The organism is Sulfitobacter dubius (genome assembly GCF_900113435.1).
In the GTDB taxonomy this organism is placed as follows: domain Bacteria; phylum Pseudomonadota; class Alphaproteobacteria; order Rhodobacterales; family Rhodobacteraceae; genus Sulfitobacter; species Sulfitobacter dubius.
Window position 1 is genome coordinate 471582 of record NZ_FOPG01000002.1, and the last position, 17012, is coordinate 488593.

The 17012-nt window shown below is 60.2% G+C and carries 18 protein-coding genes; 4 read left to right on the plus strand and 14 right to left on the minus strand.

The window, feature by feature from the left end; all coding sequences use genetic code 11:
- The first annotated feature begins 1 nt into the window (after window position 1).
- The 4 genes from BM229_RS10985 (at window position 2) to BM229_RS11000 (ending at window position 5580) form a co-directional block, all read left to right on the plus strand.
- Complete coding sequence (locus BM229_RS10985) at window positions 2-568, plus strand: PqiC family protein (RefSeq protein WP_093927681.1); 567 nt, start codon at window positions 2-4, stop codon at window positions 566-568.
- Between the two features lie 127 nt (window positions 569-695).
- Complete coding sequence (locus BM229_RS10990) at window positions 696-1166, plus strand: GbsR/MarR family transcriptional regulator (protein WP_093927682.1); 471 nt, start codon at window positions 696-698, stop codon at window positions 1164-1166.
- A gap of 44 nt (window positions 1167-1210) precedes the next feature.
- Window positions 1211-2452: an efflux RND transporter periplasmic adaptor subunit gene (locus BM229_RS10995; protein ID WP_093927683.1), complete on the plus strand. Its 1242-nt coding sequence runs from the start codon at window positions 1211-1213 to the stop codon at window positions 2450-2452.
- The gene (locus BM229_RS11000) at window positions 2449-5580 is read left to right on the plus strand and encodes an efflux RND transporter permease subunit (RefSeq protein WP_093927684.1); all 3132 of its coding nucleotides are present in this window, start codon (window positions 2449-2451) and stop codon (window positions 5578-5580) included. The genes BM229_RS10995 and BM229_RS11000 overlap by 4 nt, the downstream gene beginning before the upstream one ends.
- A gap of 6 nt (window positions 5581-5586) precedes the next feature.
- Here BM229_RS11000 and BM229_RS11005 read toward each other — a convergent pair whose 3' ends face one another.
- The 14 genes from BM229_RS11005 to paaA form a co-directional block, all read right to left on the minus strand.
- Window positions 5587-6051 (minus strand): PTS sugar transporter subunit IIA, encoded by a 465-nt coding sequence (locus BM229_RS11005; RefSeq protein ID WP_093927685.1) that lies wholly within the window; start codon window positions 6049-6051, stop codon window positions 5587-5589.
- A 40-nt stretch (window positions 6052-6091) separates the two neighbouring features.
- Window positions 6092-6658, minus strand: coding sequence for a ribosome hibernation-promoting factor, HPF/YfiA family (gene hpf, locus BM229_RS11010; protein ID WP_093927686.1), 567 nt, complete (start codon window positions 6656-6658; stop codon window positions 6092-6094).
- A gap of 309 nt (window positions 6659-6967) precedes the next feature.
- Window positions 6968-7726, minus strand: coding sequence for an LPS export ABC transporter ATP-binding protein (gene lptB, locus BM229_RS11015; protein ID WP_093927687.1), 759 nt, complete (start codon window positions 7724-7726; stop codon window positions 6968-6970).
- The gene (lptA, locus tag BM229_RS11020; RefSeq protein ID WP_093927688.1) at window positions 7723-8217 is read right to left on the minus strand and encodes a lipopolysaccharide transport periplasmic protein LptA; all 495 of its coding nucleotides are present in this window, start codon (window positions 8215-8217) and stop codon (window positions 7723-7725) included. The genes lptB and lptA overlap by 4 nt, the downstream gene beginning before the upstream one ends.
- Before the next feature lie 5 nt (window positions 8218-8222).
- Entirely contained in the window at window positions 8223-8831 is a 609-nt protein-coding gene (lptC, locus tag BM229_RS11025) for an LPS export ABC transporter periplasmic protein LptC (RefSeq protein WP_093927689.1), read from the minus strand.
- 6 nt (window positions 8832-8837) lie between these two features.
- Window positions 8838-9806 carry a KpsF/GutQ family sugar-phosphate isomerase gene (locus tag BM229_RS11030; RefSeq protein ID WP_093927690.1) on the minus strand — a complete coding sequence of 323 codons (969 nt, stop codon included), beginning with the start codon at window positions 9804-9806 and terminating at the stop codon, window positions 8838-8840.
- Complete coding sequence (locus BM229_RS11035) at window positions 9803-10417, minus strand: ribonuclease D (protein WP_093927965.1); 615 nt, start codon at window positions 10415-10417, stop codon at window positions 9803-9805. The genes BM229_RS11030 and BM229_RS11035 overlap by 4 nt, the downstream gene beginning before the upstream one ends.
- A gap of 54 nt (window positions 10418-10471) precedes the next feature.
- Window positions 10472-11260, minus strand: a complete 789-nt coding sequence (locus tag BM229_RS11040) for a PaaX family transcriptional regulator C-terminal domain-containing protein (RefSeq protein WP_093927691.1) — start codon at window positions 11258-11260, stop codon at window positions 10472-10474.
- Window positions 11250-13274, minus strand: a complete 2025-nt coding sequence (gene paaZ / locus BM229_RS11045; protein WP_093927692.1) for a phenylacetic acid degradation bifunctional protein PaaZ — start codon at window positions 13272-13274, stop codon at window positions 11250-11252. The genes BM229_RS11040 and paaZ overlap by 11 nt, the downstream gene beginning before the upstream one ends.
- A gap of 10 nt (window positions 13275-13284) precedes the next feature.
- Window positions 13285-14349, minus strand: coding sequence for a 2Fe-2S iron-sulfur cluster-binding protein (locus BM229_RS11050; RefSeq protein WP_093927693.1), 1065 nt, complete (start codon window positions 14347-14349; stop codon window positions 13285-13287).
- Window positions 14350-14356: 7 nt separating this feature from the next.
- Window positions 14357-14914 carry a 1,2-phenylacetyl-CoA epoxidase subunit PaaD gene (gene paaD, locus BM229_RS11055; protein WP_093927694.1) on the minus strand — a complete coding sequence of 186 codons (558 nt, stop codon included), beginning with the start codon at window positions 14912-14914 and terminating at the stop codon, window positions 14357-14359.
- On the minus strand, window positions 14908-15630 hold the full coding sequence (gene paaC / locus BM229_RS11060) for a 1,2-phenylacetyl-CoA epoxidase subunit PaaC (RefSeq protein ID WP_244152169.1): 723 nt from the start codon (window positions 15628-15630) through the stop codon (window positions 14908-14910). The genes paaD and paaC overlap by 7 nt, the downstream gene beginning before the upstream one ends.
- A gap of 32 nt (window positions 15631-15662) precedes the next feature.
- A complete protein-coding gene (gene paaB, locus BM229_RS11065; RefSeq protein WP_093927696.1) occupies window positions 15663-16007 on the minus strand; it encodes a 1,2-phenylacetyl-CoA epoxidase subunit PaaB in 345 nt (114 codons plus the stop codon).
- A 5-nt stretch (window positions 16008-16012) separates the two neighbouring features.
- A complete protein-coding gene (gene paaA / locus BM229_RS11070) occupies window positions 16013-17005 on the minus strand; it encodes a 1,2-phenylacetyl-CoA epoxidase subunit PaaA (protein WP_093927697.1) in 993 nt (330 codons plus the stop codon).
- Window positions 17006-17012 lie beyond the last annotated feature (7 nt).

Here is a 17012-nt window from a genome sequence, read left to right on the forward strand (position 1 = left end):
CATGAACATTGCAAGACCCCTGATCACTTTCGGACTGCTGGCGGCTCTGGCGGCCTGCGGCGGCACTGCTGAGCGGTTTACCGTGCGTACCCCGGTGGTTACGGAAAAGACCTCTATTGCCTTTAGTTCGGTTGAAGTTCGCGATGTGTCTTTGCCGACTTATGCCGCCGCCGAAGAGATTTCTTTGCAGATGGCGGATGGCAGCCTTGTCAGTTCCACCGATGTGCTTTGGGCCGACGCGCCAGAGCGCGCCGTTGCGCTTGAGCTTAGCCAGAATCTTGCTCGGATGACGGGGCGGCGCATCGCGTCAGAGCCTTGGCCCTTTGAGGCCTTCCCCGATGCCCGTCTTGAGCTACGCTTTTCCGAGTTTGTGGCCACCGAAACCGGTGAATTCCGCGCATCTGGGCAGTATTTCGTGGCCGTTCCAGACGACCGGCGGGAGCGTTCGGGCCTGTTTGACCTAAGTGTGCCTTTCAACAGAGAAGGCGGAGTGAACGCTATTGCAACGGCGCGTGGTCAACTTGTGCTCGATCTGGCCCGCTACATTGCACAGAACGGTTTGAAATAAGGCTGTCTGTCTGAAGTTACCTAGCGGCAATTAGCGTTCAGTCTGTTCGGAATTTTCCGAATACACTTGATTTGTGCTGGCCCTTGGCTATCTACCGTCAACGCAACTTGCCGTAGACGGGAAACAGATGGATACCACAGACCAAATCGACCAAGTTCGCGATGATTTCATCACGCGGATGGGCGTAATCGCGATGGGCGAGGGCTTGCCCCGCATGTCGGGTCAGGTCTTTGCCATGCTTGTCTTTGAGGGCGAGCCGATCGCATTTGGTGCGCTGTCGCGTCGTTTATCGGTCAGCCGGGCAACGATCAGCACGTCGATCCGTTTATTGGAAGAACGCGGTTTGATCCGGCGCGTGAACAAGACCGGAGACCGGCAAGACTACTTTCAACTTGCCGATGATGCCTATGCCGCGATGACGAAATATGCGCTTGCAGGCACCCGCCACGCCAAGGCCGAGATCAACGACACAATCAACAAGCTCCCCACTGAAGCGGATGGTGTGCGTGCGCGGCTCGACTCCTTTGCGGAGTTTTACGAGACGATCAGCACCGCGCTTGATGATGTCGCAACTCGGGTAAGCAAGCCCAAGATTTGACGCGTGACCTGCAAAGACAAGGTCGCAGCGATGGAGTTCTATTAATGAGTGACACATCCCAAGAGCGTCAAACGCTCTCTTTTGACAGCGATGCCGGCTCTAAACGGTCGAAATTCATCGCTGGAGGGATCGCGCTGCTGATCGGCCTGTGGATGGGCAGCGGCTATATCCTTCCATCTGAAGAGGAGCAGGAAGCCGCGCCCGCGCCAATCGCGGCCAAAGCGGTCACAGTTGCCGTACGCGGCTCTCAGGCTGACAGTGTGACACAGGTCTTCGTGGCCGAAGGCCAGGCGCTGCCGGATCGTGATACTATGGTACGCGCGGAATCAGGGGGCGAAATTGCCGAGGTTCTGGTTGCCAAAGGTGCCGAGGTCGCAGCGGGTGATCTGATCGCCCGGCTTAGCACTGCTGCGCGCGATTCCGATCTGGCCCGTGCCCGAGAGGAATTGAACCGTGCGCAGCGCGAATATGACAATGCCGAAGCCTTGTTGAACCGAGGCGTCTCTACCGTTGATCGGGTCAGCCAAGCGCGGGCAACCTTGGCCGCAGCGCAAGCGGCTGTCACCACGGCCGAAGAAGCACTGAACAACACCGAAATTCGCGCGCCCTTTCCGGGGCGGCTTGAGATGTTGGATATCTCTGCGGGCGAGTTCGTCTCAACCGGCGAAGAAATCGCGCGGTTGGTGGATAACACCCCGCTGACGATTCAGGTGCAGGTGCCACAACAGGCGCTGAAAGACATCAAAGAAGGGCAAAATGCCGAGGTGATGTTCATCACCGGGACAGAAGCGCAGGGCAAGGTGCAGTTCGTCTCAAGCAGCGCCAGCGCCGAGACCCGCACTTTTACCGCCGAGATTAGGGTCGAAAACGCTGATGGCGCGATCCCAGCGGGTATCTCTGCCCGTGTGCGCATTCCCACGGGCGAGACCCGCGCGCATTTCGTCTCTCCTGCAATCCTGTCGCTGGATACAAATGGCACTTTGGGTGTTAAAACGGTGAATGGCGACAATAAGGTAGTCTTTAACAAAATCGCGATCGTTCGGGCCCAGACCGACGGTATCTGGATCGCGGGCCTGCCGGATGAGAGCCAGATCATCACCATCGGGCAGGGCTTCGTGAATGATGGCGAGGTGGTCGACCCGCAGCCAGAGACAAGTAACGAAGACCCCGCCGAAGAACTGCCCTCAGCGGGCGTGCCGGAACTGGATGAACTTGAGGAAACCCCGGCGGGCGACGGCCAGATCACGGGCAGCGCCGAAGCTTCTCAGCCGGAGCAGGTGGAATGAACACACTGATCGACGCCGCTTTCAGCCGCGCACGCGTTGTGATCTTAAGCTTGGTCATGATCTTGGCGGTCGGGGCCTATGCCTATGTCGGCATCCCCAAGGAAAGCTCGCCTGAGATCCCGATCCCGACGCTTTATGTCTCCACCTCACTTGAGGGGATTTCGCCCGAAGACAGCGAACGGCTGTTGGTAGAACCGCTGGAGACGGAGCTCAGCGCCATTACCGGCCTGAAACAGATCACTTCCAATGGGGCCGAGGGCCATGCCTCTGTCCAGTTGGAGTTCGAGCCGGGGTTCGACTCCGACGAGGCGCTCGACAAGGTGCGTGAAGGTGTGGACCGGGCCAAATCCGACTTGCCCGAAGACGCCACCGATCCGGTCGTGACTGAGATCAACACAGCGCTTTTCCCGATCCTGACGGCGATCCTTTCCGGCCCGGTTCCGGAACGGACGCTCAACTCCATCTCCGAAGAGCTGAAGGACGCGATTGAGGGGCTGTCCGGCGTGCTTGAAGTCGATGTCGGCGGCGAGCGGACAGAACTTCTAGAAGTGTTGATCGACCCGACGGTGTTTGAGACCTACAACATCTCCTTCGAAGAATTGATCAGCCAGATCAACCGCAACAACCGCCTGATTGCGGCAGGGGCGATTGAAAGCGGCGCGGGACGCTTGGTGCTCAAAGTGCCGGGGCTGATCGAGAACGTCGAAGACGTCATGTCGCTGCCGATCAAGGTGCGCGGCGATACGGTGGTGACTTTCGCGGATGTCGCCACCATCCGTCGAACCTTCAAAGACCCCACCGGTTTTGCCCGTATCGACGGCCAGCCCGCGCTGGCGCTTGAGATCAAGAAACGCTCGGGCGCGAATATCATCGAGACGGTCGCGGCGGTGCGTGAGTTGATCGACGAGATGCGCGCGGAATGGCCCGACAGCATCACCGTCAAATACACCCAAGACGAGTCCGAGCAGGTCCAAGACATGCTCAGCGATCTTGAGGCCAATGTCATCGCGGCGGTCATCCTTGTGATGATCGTGATCGTCTGGGCCTTGGGCGTCCGCTCGGCGCTGCTGGTGGGGCTGGCGATTCCGGGGGCGTTTCTGGCCGGGGTCACCGCGCTTTGGGTCATGGGCTATACGATGAACCTTGTGGTGCTGTTTTCGCTGATCCTCGTGGTGGGGATGCTGGTGGACGGGGCCATCGTGACCACCGAACTGGCCGACCGCCGCCTGCAAGAGGGGCATTCGCCCCGCGCCGCCTATGCCCATGCGGCCAAGCGTATGGCATGGCCGATCATCGCCTCGACGGCAACGACGCTTAGTGTGTTCTTCCCGCTGCTGTTCTGGACCGGCACGGTCGGGGAGTTCATGAAATTTCTGCCGATTACCGTGATCCTGACCCTGACCGCCTCGCTTTTCATGGCGCTGGTTTTCATCCCAGTGGTTGGCGGGATCATCGGCAAACGGCCCCCGCAATCGGCCAAGGACAAGGCGACGCTCTATGCCGCCGAACAGGGCGATCCGCGTGAACTGACAGGCTTCACCGGCGGCTATGTAAAGCTGCTGCAGTTCGCCATTCTGCGTCCTTGGATGACCCTGATCCTTGCCATAGCCATGCTGATGGGCGGCTTTACCGCCTATGCACAATTTGGCAACGGCATCACCTTTTTCCCTGAAGTAGAGCCTGATTTCGCGCAGGTGCAGGTCCGCGCTAGGGACAATTTCTCGATCTACGAACAAGACGCGCTGGTGCGGCAGGTCGAGCAACGCCTTTTTGCTTACGACGAGATTGCCAGCGTCTATGCCCGCACCGGCAGCAGCAACCGCGACAGCGCCGACCTGATCGGCACCATTCAGGTTGAGTTCACCGAATGGGACGAGCGGCGGACGGCGGCCATGATTGGCGAAGAAATCCGGACCGAGATGGCGGCAATACCCGGGATTGACGTGCAGGTGCAGACTGCCTCAAACGGCCCGTCGGCGGGCAAGCCCGTCAACCTGCGGATCAAGGCGCATGACGCCGAGGTGCAGCAGCAGGTGGTCAATCAGATACGCGAGAAGATGTCTGATATCGGCGGGTTCACCGATGTGACGGATTCGCGCCCCCTGCCGGGGGTGGAGTGGCGCATCGCGGTGAACCGGTCCGAGGCCGCGCGGTTTGGGGCCGATATCTCGACACTGGGGCAGGCTGTGCAACTGCTGACGCGCGGCATCACCGTGGCGGATTACCGGCCCGACGACGCCGAAGGCTCTATCGACATCAACGTACGCTTTCCCTCCGATGAGCGCACGTTGGAAGAGTTGCAATCGCTGCGCGTGCCGACATCGGCGGGGCTAGTGCCGATCTCGAACTTCGTGACCTTTGAGCCAAGCCCCCGCACCGGCACGATCACGCGGGTGGATCAAGAAAGGGTCGTTACGATCGAGGCCAACGTTGCACCGGGCGTTCTGGTCAACGATCAGACCGTCGCCTTGCGCAGCGCGATTGACGCGATGGATCTGCCGCCGGGTGTTGAAGCGTCGTTCGCCGGTGAGGCGGAGGACCAGCAGGAATCAATGATTTTCCTCGCTGGGGCGTTTATCACGGCGATCTTCTTGATGTTCGTGATCCTCGTGATCCAGTTCAACACTTTCTACCAAGCCTTCGTCGTCATGTCGGCTATCATCTTCTCCATCGCGGGCGTGCTCTTTGGTTTGATTATCACAGGGCGGCCCTTTGGCGTAGTCATGGGCGGCATCGGGGTGATCGCGCTGGCGGGGATCGTGGTGAACAACAATATCGTTCTGATCGACACCTATAATGACCTTAAGAAAGCCGGGCTGTCGCCGCTGGAGGCCGCGCTGCGGACCGGAGCACAGCGTTTGCGGCCTGTGGTGCTGACCTCCGTCACCACCGCGCTTGGCCTGATGCCCATGGTGATCGGCCTCAACATCAACTTCTTCACCCGCGAGATCGTCTATGGTGCGCCATCAACGCAGTGGTGGACCGAACTAAGTTCGGCCATTGCGGGCGGTCTGGTGGTTGCCACGGTGCTGACGCTCGTGGTGACACCGGCGATGTTGATGTTGGGAGAGAAGAAAGCGAACCGCGGCGTGCCCACCCCGAGAGAGGCAGAGCCCGCAGCGGTCTGATAGGTCTTAGGCGGCCTTGTCGGCCTTGTCTTCGGTCAGGATCGTATAAAGCGTTGCCGGGTCTGGGTTCGACCGCAGCTTGGTACAGATGCTGCTGTCACGCAATGTGCGGGCAACCAGTGCCAGCGCCTTGAGGTGCTCCACCCCCGCATCTTCGGGGGCGAAGAGGGCAAAGGCCACATCGACCGGCTGACGGTCGACCGAAGAGAAATCAATCGGCTTGTCCAGCAAGACGAAGGCACCGACGACCTTGTCGATGCCATTCATTCGCGCGTGGGGCAGGGCGACACCGTGGCCCACACCGGTCGGCCCAAGGGTTTCGCGCGTCATCAGCGCATCCACCACCTGACCGGCCGGCAGCCCATAGGCCTGCTGGACGAGTTCGCCGATATCCTGCATCAGACGCTTCTTGCTCGAAGCCGAAGTCAAAACCTTCACGGCCTCTGGCTTGAGGAGTTTGCCGAAATCCATTCCGCTCGCCCTGCTCTTTGGCGGAGTTTACCGCCGTGGGTTACGAAGGGTCGATCCAGCCGATGTTGCCGTCTTCGCGGCGGTACACGACATTCATCCCTTCCTGGCCTTCCTTGCGAAACAATAGCACTGGATCGCCCGACAATTCCATCTGCATCACTGCTTCGCCGACAGACAAAGTTGGTACCTTCGTCTGCATCTCTGCAATGATCATGGGTTGGAGGGTATCAGGTTCCTGCGCATCTGAATCGCTGTCTGACGCGAGGATATAGGAGGATGCCCCCAGAAGTTCAACCGGTTCGGCGCGATCTTTGTGATGGTCCTTCAGGCGGCGCTTATAGCGGCGCAGCTGTTTCTCCATCTTTTCGCAGCAGCTATCGAAGGCGGCATAGATCTCTGTCGCCTTGGCCTTGGCCGACGCGTTGAGACCGGTGGAAAGATGCACAGTTGCCTCACAGGCAAATTCGTGGCCCGTTTTGGAAAACACCACCATGGCGTCGGTCGGGCGTTCAGCATATTTGCCAACCGCCTCGTCCAGTTCCGTCCGGACATGTGTCCGGAGCGCATCGCCAATGTCGATCTGTTTGCCACTGATCTGATACCGCATATCGTCTCCTTGTCTTTCTTGTTCCGAACATTGCCAAACGGTCCACGAGTGTGGAGCGGGAGCAATTATCAGATATGGAGGAATGGTGCTGCGACCAGGATGATTTTGACCGTTCCTTCGCGGGAAGGGCGATGCAGGATCAAACAGGAACGCGATTTCACCATAGATCAATGAGGCCGCTTTTCCGTTTGAAAGTCAATGGCGCCGATGACGCCGATGGCGTTTAATGATTACAATCAGAGCGGTTTCTTGCAAAGCGCAGGCAATGCTTCGCCGGGCGCTCGCCAATTGGCAAGAAAGCGCTAAGTCTTAGGAAATGCGGAAGTTATCGCCCAAGTAGACGCGGCGCACATTCTCGTTTTGCACAACTTCTTCGGGCGTTCCCGACATCAATACCTTGCCTTCGTGCAGGATATAGGCACGGTCTACGATCTCTAGGGTTTCGCGGACATTGTGGTCAGTAATCAGCACGCCAATGCCGCGTTTTTTAAGATCGGCGACCAATTGTCGGATGTCTCCGACTGAAATCGGATCGACCCCGGCGAAAGGTTCATCAAGCAACAAGTAACTGGGATTGGCGGCCAGACAGCGGGCGATTTCGACGCGGCGACGTTCCCCCCCCGACAGCGCCAACGCGGGTGCGCGGCGCAGGTGTTCGATAGAAAACTCGGTCAGCAATTCTTCGAGCCGTTCACGGCGTTGGTGACGGTGCTTCACCCGAATATCAAGGATTGCGCTAATGTTGTCCTGCACCGATAGCCCGCGAAAGATGCTCATTTCCTGCGGTAGATAACCGATCCCAAGCTGCGCGCGGCGATACATGGGCAGGGTGGTCACATCCTTGCCGTCCACTGTCACGCGGCCACCTTCGGGCGTGACCAGCCCGGCCACGGCATAGAAAGTGGTTGTCTTGCCCGAGCCGTTTGGACCCAAAAGCGCCACGACCTCACCGCGGTCAAGCTCCATCGAGAAATCGCAGATCACCGCTTTTTTGCGGTATGATTTACGCAGATGGCTGATCCGCAGGCCGGATTCGCCCTCGGCAACCTTGAGCTCGGGGGGCATCAGTTGGCGCTGCCGGGCTGCAGAATGGTTTTCACACGTCCCGACATCTGCGCCGTACCGCTGGTGAGGTTCACCGTCATTTCCTGCGCACTCAGCGCACTTCCGCCTTGGGTCATCAACACGTCGCCGCTCATTACCAAGGTGCCCGCGTCGATGTCATAGTCGGCGCGCTGCGATTCAGCGGCGTCTTCGCCCGCAACCAAGACCACGCCGCCGGTCGCCTCAAGCTTGGCAATACCTTGGTCCGCCGCACGATAAATCACCTGCACCTTACCGGCAGAAAGCGTCATTTCACCTTGGGAAATCAGGACGTTACCAGTGAAAACTGCGGTGCCTGATGCGTTATCAACCGATAGATTATCTGCGGTCACTTCGACAGGCAGGCTGGTATCTTGCTCTAGCGCGCCAAAGGCCACGCTGGCCGATTGAGCAGAGACAGGGGCGGCCTGCAGCGCGAAAAGCAGCGGCAGCATCAAAATAAACAAGTGTCTCAAGGCATTTACTCTTTCGTTGCTTGCGGCGTGTATATCAGTTTCACACCCTTGGTGAAAAGCAATTGCGAGCCGGCGCTGTTCTGCCGATTGGTGATTGCCATGCTTCCGGCGGTGATCTCGCCCGCCGGGCTGGTCGCTTTGACCGGGCCAGGCGATAGAAGATCTAGTGTAGTGAGGTTCGATGTCATCCGCTCAGAGAGGATCTGGTAGCCGGTCGAAGTGTTGATCTTCACATCGCCTGCCAGTTCCGCCTCCTCTGCGCCGGTATCAAATCTGCCGCGGCTGGATTGAAGGGTGATCTTGGCGCCCCCCTGCAAGTCTAGTGTGGCCTCAAGGTCTACGGCTTCATTCGTGCCGCTTACGCCGCCGGGGGTTGTCAGCTTTTCGGCAGAAAATGAAATCAGATCGCCATCCGCCGTGGTGCCGGAATAGAAGGGGCCGGTAATCTGCTGATCGCGCAGACGTTCTTGCACTTCTTTATCCGCAAATGGGATAACCGCCTGCGGTTCAATCGCGCGCGACAGCAGGAACAGGGTCGACAGCAGCGCCAACGCGATCAGCGGAAAGAGCACTTTCAGCCAAGAAACAACGCGTGAGTGGCGATCGGCCTTCATCGCGCTTTAGCCCAGCCCGACGCGCAGGCAGTCATGGATATGCAGCAGGCCTAGCGGCGTCTTGCCATCGTTTTGCGAGGGGTCCGTAACGATCAGGCAGGTGATCTTGCGGTTGTTCATTACGCCAACGGCTTTTTCTGCCAATTCTTCGGGGCCGATGGTGATTGGCGCGGAGGTCATGACTTCTTCCGCGGTCATGGTCATCAAACCGTCAAGGTGGCGCGCAAGGTCGCCCATCGTGATGATCCCCGACAGGGCACCTGCCTTATCTGTTACGCAGACCACGCCAAAGCCCTTGCGGCTGATCTCGCTCAGTGCGTCGGCCATTGGGGCATCGACAGAGACCACGGGCAGCGCATCGCCTACATGCATCAGATCGGCCACGCGGCTCAGCCGCGCGCCCAACTTGCCGCCGGGGTGGAAGTCGCGGAAATGTTCGGCGGTGAAGGCGCGGTTCTCCATCAGGGCCACGGCCACCGCATCGCCCATCGCCAGCGTCAGCGTCGTCGAAGTGGTGGGCACCACGCCGGTGCCGCAGGCCTCTGCCGCGCGGGGCAGTTCCAGCACCACGTCACTGTGACGTCCAAGGCTGCTGTCGGGGCGGCTGGTGATGCCGATGAGCGGGATCGCATAGCGGCGCGAATAGGCGATAAGGTTCGCCAGTTCCGGTGCCTCGCCCGAGTTTGAAATCGCCAGCACCACGTCGGCGGCGGTGATCATGCCCAGATCGCCGTGGCTTGCCTCTGCCGGGTGCACGAATTGCGCAGGCGTGCCGGTAGAGGCCAGCGTCGCCGCGATCTTGTTGCCGATATGGCCCGATTTGCCGATGCCGGTGACGATCACCCGGCCCTTGCAGGCGCGCATCAGATCAACGGCGGCTCGAAAACGATCATCAAGGCTCTCGGCAAGCTGGATCAGCGCATCGGATTCGCAGCGGATCACGCGGCGGGCGGTGTCGAGGAAAGGTGTGTTCATGCGTGTGCGAAGATGTCCGTGTCCGGCCATCCCTCCAGATCCAGCTTGGCGCGCATCGGCAGGAAATCGAAACAGGCCTGCGCCATGTCCATCCGACCTTCGCGTATCAGGCGTTTGTTAAGTTCATCGCGCAGACGGTGCAGATACAGCACATCCGACGCGGCATAGTCGATCTGCGCTTGGGTCAGTTTTTCGGCCCCCCAATCGCTGGATTGCTGCTGTTTCGAGATGTCGACACTCAGCAGTTCTTGGCAAAGTTTGGCAAGTCCGTGCCGGTCTGTGTAAGTGCGCACCAAACGGCTGGCGATCTTGGTGCAATAGACTGGTGCGGCGGTGGCACCAAAGGTGTTGAGCATCGCGGCGATGTCGAAGCGACCGTAGTGAAACAGCTTCAGCACCTGGGGATTTTCCAGCAGTGCGCAGAGGTTCGGCGCCTCGGTCTGGCCCTTGGCGACCTGCACCAGATGTGCGTGACCATCGCCGCCCGACAGTTGCACAACGCAAAGTCGGTCGCGGTGCGGGTGGAGGCCCATCGTCTCGCAATCAATGGCGACCATCGGCCCAAGGTCGAGGTCATCCGGCAGGTCATTCTGATAGAGGAAATTTGTCATGCCGTCGTCTATACCGCGCTTGCCCGCCATGGGAAAGCAGCGCTTTGCACAGGCTCAGCCCGCTGCCGAAGTGGCGGCTAACTCTTGCAAGGCGGGCTGGGGATAGCGGCGCAGCATTTGATCGACCAGTAGGTGGCACTGGTAGCCGGCCCAATTGTGTCGGATCACCCCACCGGGCAGGGCAGGGTGTTTCAAAACTAAGCGCCGCCAGTTGTGCACGATAAGGCAGCGCAGCACGGCAACATCAAGTGCGTCCATATGGCGGACGCGGGCCAGTTCATTTTCGGTCGTCGTCAGCGCGACAAGCAACGCGTCATATTCTGATTCAAGCTCCGCAGGCTCTACAGCGCGGCGCAGCCAATCGGGCGGGGTTTCTCCGCGCAGGGCAAGGCAGCCTTCAGGGGCATTGCCGACGGGCCCGACATAGGCGCGCGGCAGGGCAGGGATGAACCCGGCGGCGCGCAGGGCGGCATCCGTCTCGCGCCCGTTCTCTTCGGTCATCACCATCTGCCAAGGCTCTGACAAATCAGGTGGCGCGGCATAGATGCGGGGGCTGGCGGCGGCACTTTCCGCGCGACCCTGCGCGGTCAGACTATGCTGGCTGATCCGGCCCACTTTATGGGACTGCAACCAGCCGTCATTCCGCAGCCTGTGCAGCGCCACGCGACTTGCCTCTGGCCGCACGTCGAGCGCCCCCATGATCGTCGATAGGACCGGTCCGTCGATCGCATCACCCTCTCCCTGCGCCAGATCGCCGAAAAGGCTGACCATCAGCGACCAGACCCGCTGGCCACCTAGGCTAGAGAAGGCCGTGACGGCGGGAAGGGTAGAATCAGAGGGCATTCATCGTCAGCAGGTCATATTCCGCGACCGCCTCCTCGCGCTGGTTTGTCAGGGTCACATGCCAGCGCACCTCGCCATATTCCTCGTTGCGGGGGGTTTTGTGTTTGACACTTAGCCGCACCTTCATGCTGTCCCCGGCAGAGACAGGTTCAAGGAAGCGAAGATTGTCGAGACCCGTATTGGCCAGCACCGGACCCGGATCAGGCTGCACGAACAGACCCGCAGCAAAGCTGAGCAACAGGTAGCCATGTGCCACGCGGCCGGGGAAGAACGGGTTCGCGGCGGCGGCCTCGTCGTCCATATGTGCATAGAACGTGTCGCCGGTGAAATTGGCGAAGGTCTCAATATCTTCGAGCGAGATTTCGCGGGACTTGGAATAAAAGGTCTCGCCCAAGTCCAACTCAGTGAAGCGGCGGGTGAAGGGGTGATCGCGGTCGGTAATTTCTTCCGCACCCGGAACCCACTGTTTGCCGATGGCGGTAAGGATGTCGGGGCTGCCTTGGATGGCGGTGCGCTGCATGTAATGCATCACGCCGCGAATGCCGCCGAGTTCTTCGCCGCCGCCTGCGCGGCCCGGCCCGCCGTGCACCATATGCGGCAGCGGGGAGCCGTGGCCCGTCGCCTCACCCATGGATTTGCGGTTGTTGAAGTAAAGCCGCCCGTGGAAGGCTGCCGAGCCCATGGTCAGTTCGCGCGCGACTTCACCATCGTTGGTGATGATGGAGGCCACTAGAGAGCCTTGGCCACGGTTCAGCAGCTGCGTGGCATGGGCCAGATCGCGGTAGGGCATCAGGGTGGAGACAGGGCCGAAAGCCTCGGTGTCATGCACGCGCTCGGCCTTATCCGGATCGGCGCAATGGAACAGCATCGGCGGCAAGAAGGCGCCCTTGTCGCGGTCCGCGCGTTTCACGGTAAAGTCTTCAGGGTCGCCGAAAATCCGCTCCGCCTCGGCACTCAGCAGCGCGACTTTCTCCAATACGTCACGTTTCTGACTGTTGGAGACCAGCGCCCCCATGCGGGTATTTTCATCTCGCGGGTCGCCGATGATGGTTTTCGCCAACCGTTCTGAGAGCGCTGAGATCACCGCGTCGATCTGTGCCTCTGGCACCATGACGCGGCGGATCGCGGTACATTTCTGACCTGCTTTGGCAGTCATCTCACGCTGCACTTCTTTGACGAAGAGGTCAAACTCCGGCGTGCCGGGCGTGGCATCGGGGCCGAGAACAGAGGCGTTAAGGCTGTCCTGCTCAGAGGTAAAGCGCACCGAGTTTTGCAGCAGCAAGGGATTGCTCCGCAGTTTCAGCGCGGTGTCGGCAGAGCCAGTGAAGGCCACGGCATCCTGACAATCAAGGTGGTCCAGCATATCGCCCAGACCGCCGCTGACCAGTTGCAGCGCGCCTTTGGGCAGCAGCCCGCTATCCAGCATCAAGCGCACACAGTGTTCGGTAACATAGCAAGTCGCAGTAGCCGGTTTCACGATCGCCGGGACACCTGCGAGCAGCGTAGGCGCCAGCTTTTCCAACATACCCCAAACCGGAAAGTTAAAGGCGTTGATATGCACCGCGACGCCTTGCAGCGGGGTGCAGATGTGGCGGCCCATGAACTGCCCTTCGCGGCCCAGTTGCTCGGGCGCGCCGTCGAGATAGACATGCGCGTCCGGCATCTCGCGCCGACCTTTAGAGGCGAAAACCAGCATGGTGCCGATGCCGCCGTCCACGTCGATCTTGTGGTCCGAGAGCGTCGCGCCGGTGTCGTAGCTCAGGTCATAGAGCGCCTGTTTGTGCTCCATCAGGTGCAACGCCAGCGCCTTCAACATGCGCGCGCGGTCGTGGAAGGTCATGGCGCGCAGGGCGGGGCCGCCGTGGTCGCGGGCAAAGCCCAGCATGGCCTGCGCGTCGAGCGCATCGTTTCCGGCTTGGGCGATCACTTCGCCAGTGATGGCGCTGGCGATGTTGCGGGCGCCCGCGCCCGGGGCCAGCCACTCGCCTGCTGCGTAACTGTGAATATCGCGCATGTCGGCTCCTTTAGTGTGTGTCGTAGTCGATGGTGAGCGTATCGCTCAGCGGGTAGCTCTGGCAGGTCAACACATAACCGCGCTCGACCTCGTAATCCTCAAGCGCGTGGTTCGAGATCATCTCGACCTCGCCTTCCAGCACCTTGCCCATGCAGGTCGAACAAACTCCGGCCTTGCAAGAGAACGGCGCTTCCTGACCGTTCTCTAGTGCGGCTTCCAGCACCGATTGGCCCTTCTGCATGGTGAAACTGCGCCGCGCGCCGTCGATGATGACGGTGATCTCGGTGCCGCTCTGGCCCTCGCTGCGCTTGGCCATTTCCTGTTTCGCCAGACGGCCCTGCTGGCTTTCGCTGAAGAGTTCGAACTTGATCTGTTCTTCACTTAGACCATTGGTCTTCAGCGCCTCGGCGATGGCCAGCATCATCGGCTCCGGCCCGCAGATGAAGGAGGTGTCGATGTTGTCGATCTGAATCCAATGCTTAAACAGCGCATCGCATTTCGCTTGATCGATACGGCCCTCAAACAACTCCATATCCTGACCGGATTCGAGGATATGGATAATCGTCAACCGCCCCATGTAGTGGTTCTTGAGATCCTCAAGCTCCTCGCGGAACATGATCGTGTTCACCGCGCGGTTTGCATAGACCAGCGTGAAGGTCGAGTTCGGCTCGCGTTTCAGCACGGTTTTCAGGATCGACAGCACCGGCGTGATGCCCGACCCGCCCGCAAAACCGAGGTAGTTTTTCGCCACGTCTGGTTCAATCGCGGTGAAGAATTTGCCCTGCGGCGGCATCGCGTGGAGCGTATCGCCGACATTCAATTCGGTATTGGCATAGGTCGAGAATGCCCCGCCATCGACGCGCTTGATGCCGACCTTCAGCTCGCCATCGTCCAGACCTGCGCAGATCGAATAGTTCCGGCGCAGCTCGGTGCCGTCGAAGTCTTGCTTGAAGGTCAGGTATTGGCCTTGGGTAAACGCAAAAGCTTCGGGGTTTTCCGGCTTCAGCGTCAGCACCACCGCATCGCGGATGGTGTGGTGGATATCAGTCACTAACAGGGGGTGAAACTGGCTCATCGGGGCCTCAGATACATTTGAAATAGTCGAAGGGTTCGCGGCAATCCTGACACCGCCACTGCGCCTTGCAGGGGGTGGAGCCGAATTGGCTGATCCGCTCCACCGCGGTGGATTTGCAGTGCGGGCAATGTTGCGGCCCACCGGCGGGGCGGGGTGGCGCGATGCCGTAAGATTCCAGCTTGGCACGGCCAGTGTCACTCATCCAATCGGTGGTCCAAGGCGGAGAAAGCTGCCGTTTCAGGTCAAGGTTTTCGATGCCGTGGTCGCGCAGCGCCATCTCGATATCAAGGTTGATGATGCTGGTGGCCGGGCACCCCGAATAGGTCGGTGTGATGGTCACAACCAGAGTATCGCCGTCCCATGCCACATCGCGGATGATGCCGAGATCGGTAAGCGAAATGGCCGGGATCTCCGGGTCCGGGATCGCCGAAAGCCATGCCCAAACCGTCTCTAACGTGGGATTTTCCGCCAACGCGGCACCGCGCGGGGCGGTATCGCGCACCACCCCCGGCACCGGCGCGGGGGCCGGGCGGCTGTGGGGGCTGTGGGGGCTGGGTTTCACCATGTGGCGTCCGGGTAGGCGCGCTGCAGCCACTGCATCTGGGTCAGCATATGGCCCAGATGCTCGCTGTGCCGTGCGCCGCTTTTCCCGCCTCTATGGGCGAAATCATCTTCGGGTTTGGTCAGGGTCGCTGCCGCGAGCGTGTCCCCGACCAGTTGGTCGTAGCCAGCGCGCAGGATGGCTGGATCAGGGGCGATGCCCGCATCTTTCATGGCAGCGTCGACATCATCGCCGAGGAACATCTCCCCCACATATGGCCAGAGCAGATCCAGCGCCGCCTGCATCCGACGATGGCTTTCCTCGGTCCCGTCGCCAAGGCCGATCACCGTGTCGGAGGAACGTTCGAGGTGGTAGGTGACCTCTTTGGCGGATTTCTCGGCAATGGCGGCGATCTCTTTATCGCTGGAATCGATCAATGCGGTCAGTTGCGCCAGATGCCAAGCGTCGAACAGGAACTGCCGCATCATGGTTTGGCCGAAGTCGCCATTGGGCTGCTCGACCAGCAAAACATTGCGAAAATCCCAAACATCGCGGTGAAAAGCCAGCTTATCGGCGTCACGCCCCGCGCCCTCGACCTCACCCGCCATGCCCAGCCACAGCTGCGTTTGCCCGATCAAGTCGAGCGCCATATTGGCCAGCGCTATATCTTCTTCCAGCACCGGAGCCGTGCCGCACCATTCCGAGACGCGGTGGCCCAGCACAAGGGCGTTGTCGCCCATGCGGCAGAGGAATTCGAACTTAGGATCGGTGCTCACATCGCCCCCACTTCGTCGGGAATGTCGAAAAAGGTCGGATGACGGTAAACCTTGTCATTGGCGGGCTCGTAAAGCGCGCCTTTTTCCTCGGGGGAGGAGGCCGCGATGGCGCTGGCCTCGACCGCCCAGATACTCACACCTTCATTGCGGCGCGTATAGACGTCGCGGGCGTTCTTGATCGCCATTTCCGCGTCTGCCGCGTGCAGGCTGCCAACGTGGCGGTGGCTCAGCCCGTGCTGACCACGGATGAAGATTTCCCACAGCGGCCATTCGGTGGAGCGCGCCTTGCCATGCGGGGCCGCTTCGGTGCCTTTGTATTCGCTGGATTCAGGGCTGCTCATGTCGCTTACTCCGCTGCCATTTGTCTGCTGCGCTTTTTCTCGGCGTGGGCCAGAAGCCCCTCGCGCACCCAACGGCCTTCGTCCCAAGCCTTGTTGCGCGCCGCCAGCCGTTCGGTGTTGCAGGGGCCATTGCCCTTGAGCACCTGAAAGAACTCTTCCCAATCCGGCTCGGCAAAATCGTAGTGGCCGGTTTCCCCGTTGAACTTGAGGGTCTCGTCGGGGATCGTGAGGCCGAGGTATTCGGCCTGCGGCACCGTCTCGTCGACGAACTTCTGGCGCAGCTCGTCATTGGTGTTCATCTTGATCTTCCACGCCATCGACTGCGCGGAATGGACCGAATCCTTGTCCGAGGGGCCGAACATCATCAGCGCCGGAAACCAGAAACGGTTCAGCGCATCTTGGGCCATTTTACGCTGCGCCTCTGTGCCCTTGGCCATCTTCATCATGATGTCGAAGCCTTGGCGCTGGTGGAAGGATTCTTCCTTGCAGATCCGCACCATCGCCCGGGCGTAAGGGCCATAAGACGTACGCTGCAAAGGCACTTGGTTCATGATCGCGGCGCCGTCGACCAGCCAACCGACCGCGCCCATATCGGCCCATGTTAGAGTCGGATAATTGAAGATCGACGAGTACTTCATTTTCCCCGACAGGAGGTCGCGGGTCATCTGGTCGCGGGTCACGCCCAGCGTCTCCGCCGCGCAATAGAGGTAGAGACCGTGGCCCGCCTCGTCCTGTACCTTGGCCAAGAGGATCGCCTTGCGCTCAAGTGTCGGGGCACGTGTGATCCAGTTGCCTTCGGGCAATTGGCCGACGATTTCGCTATGCGCGTGCTGACCGATCTGGCGGATCAGGTTCTTGCGGTAGCCGTCGGGCATCCAGTCCTTGGGCTCGATCTTGCCGCCCGCGTTGATGCGCTCCTGAAAGGCGCGCTCTTCGGGGTCCATCTCGTCGAGGGATTTGATGCCCTTGCCGGTGGATTTGATCATCTGTGCATACATCGTTCTG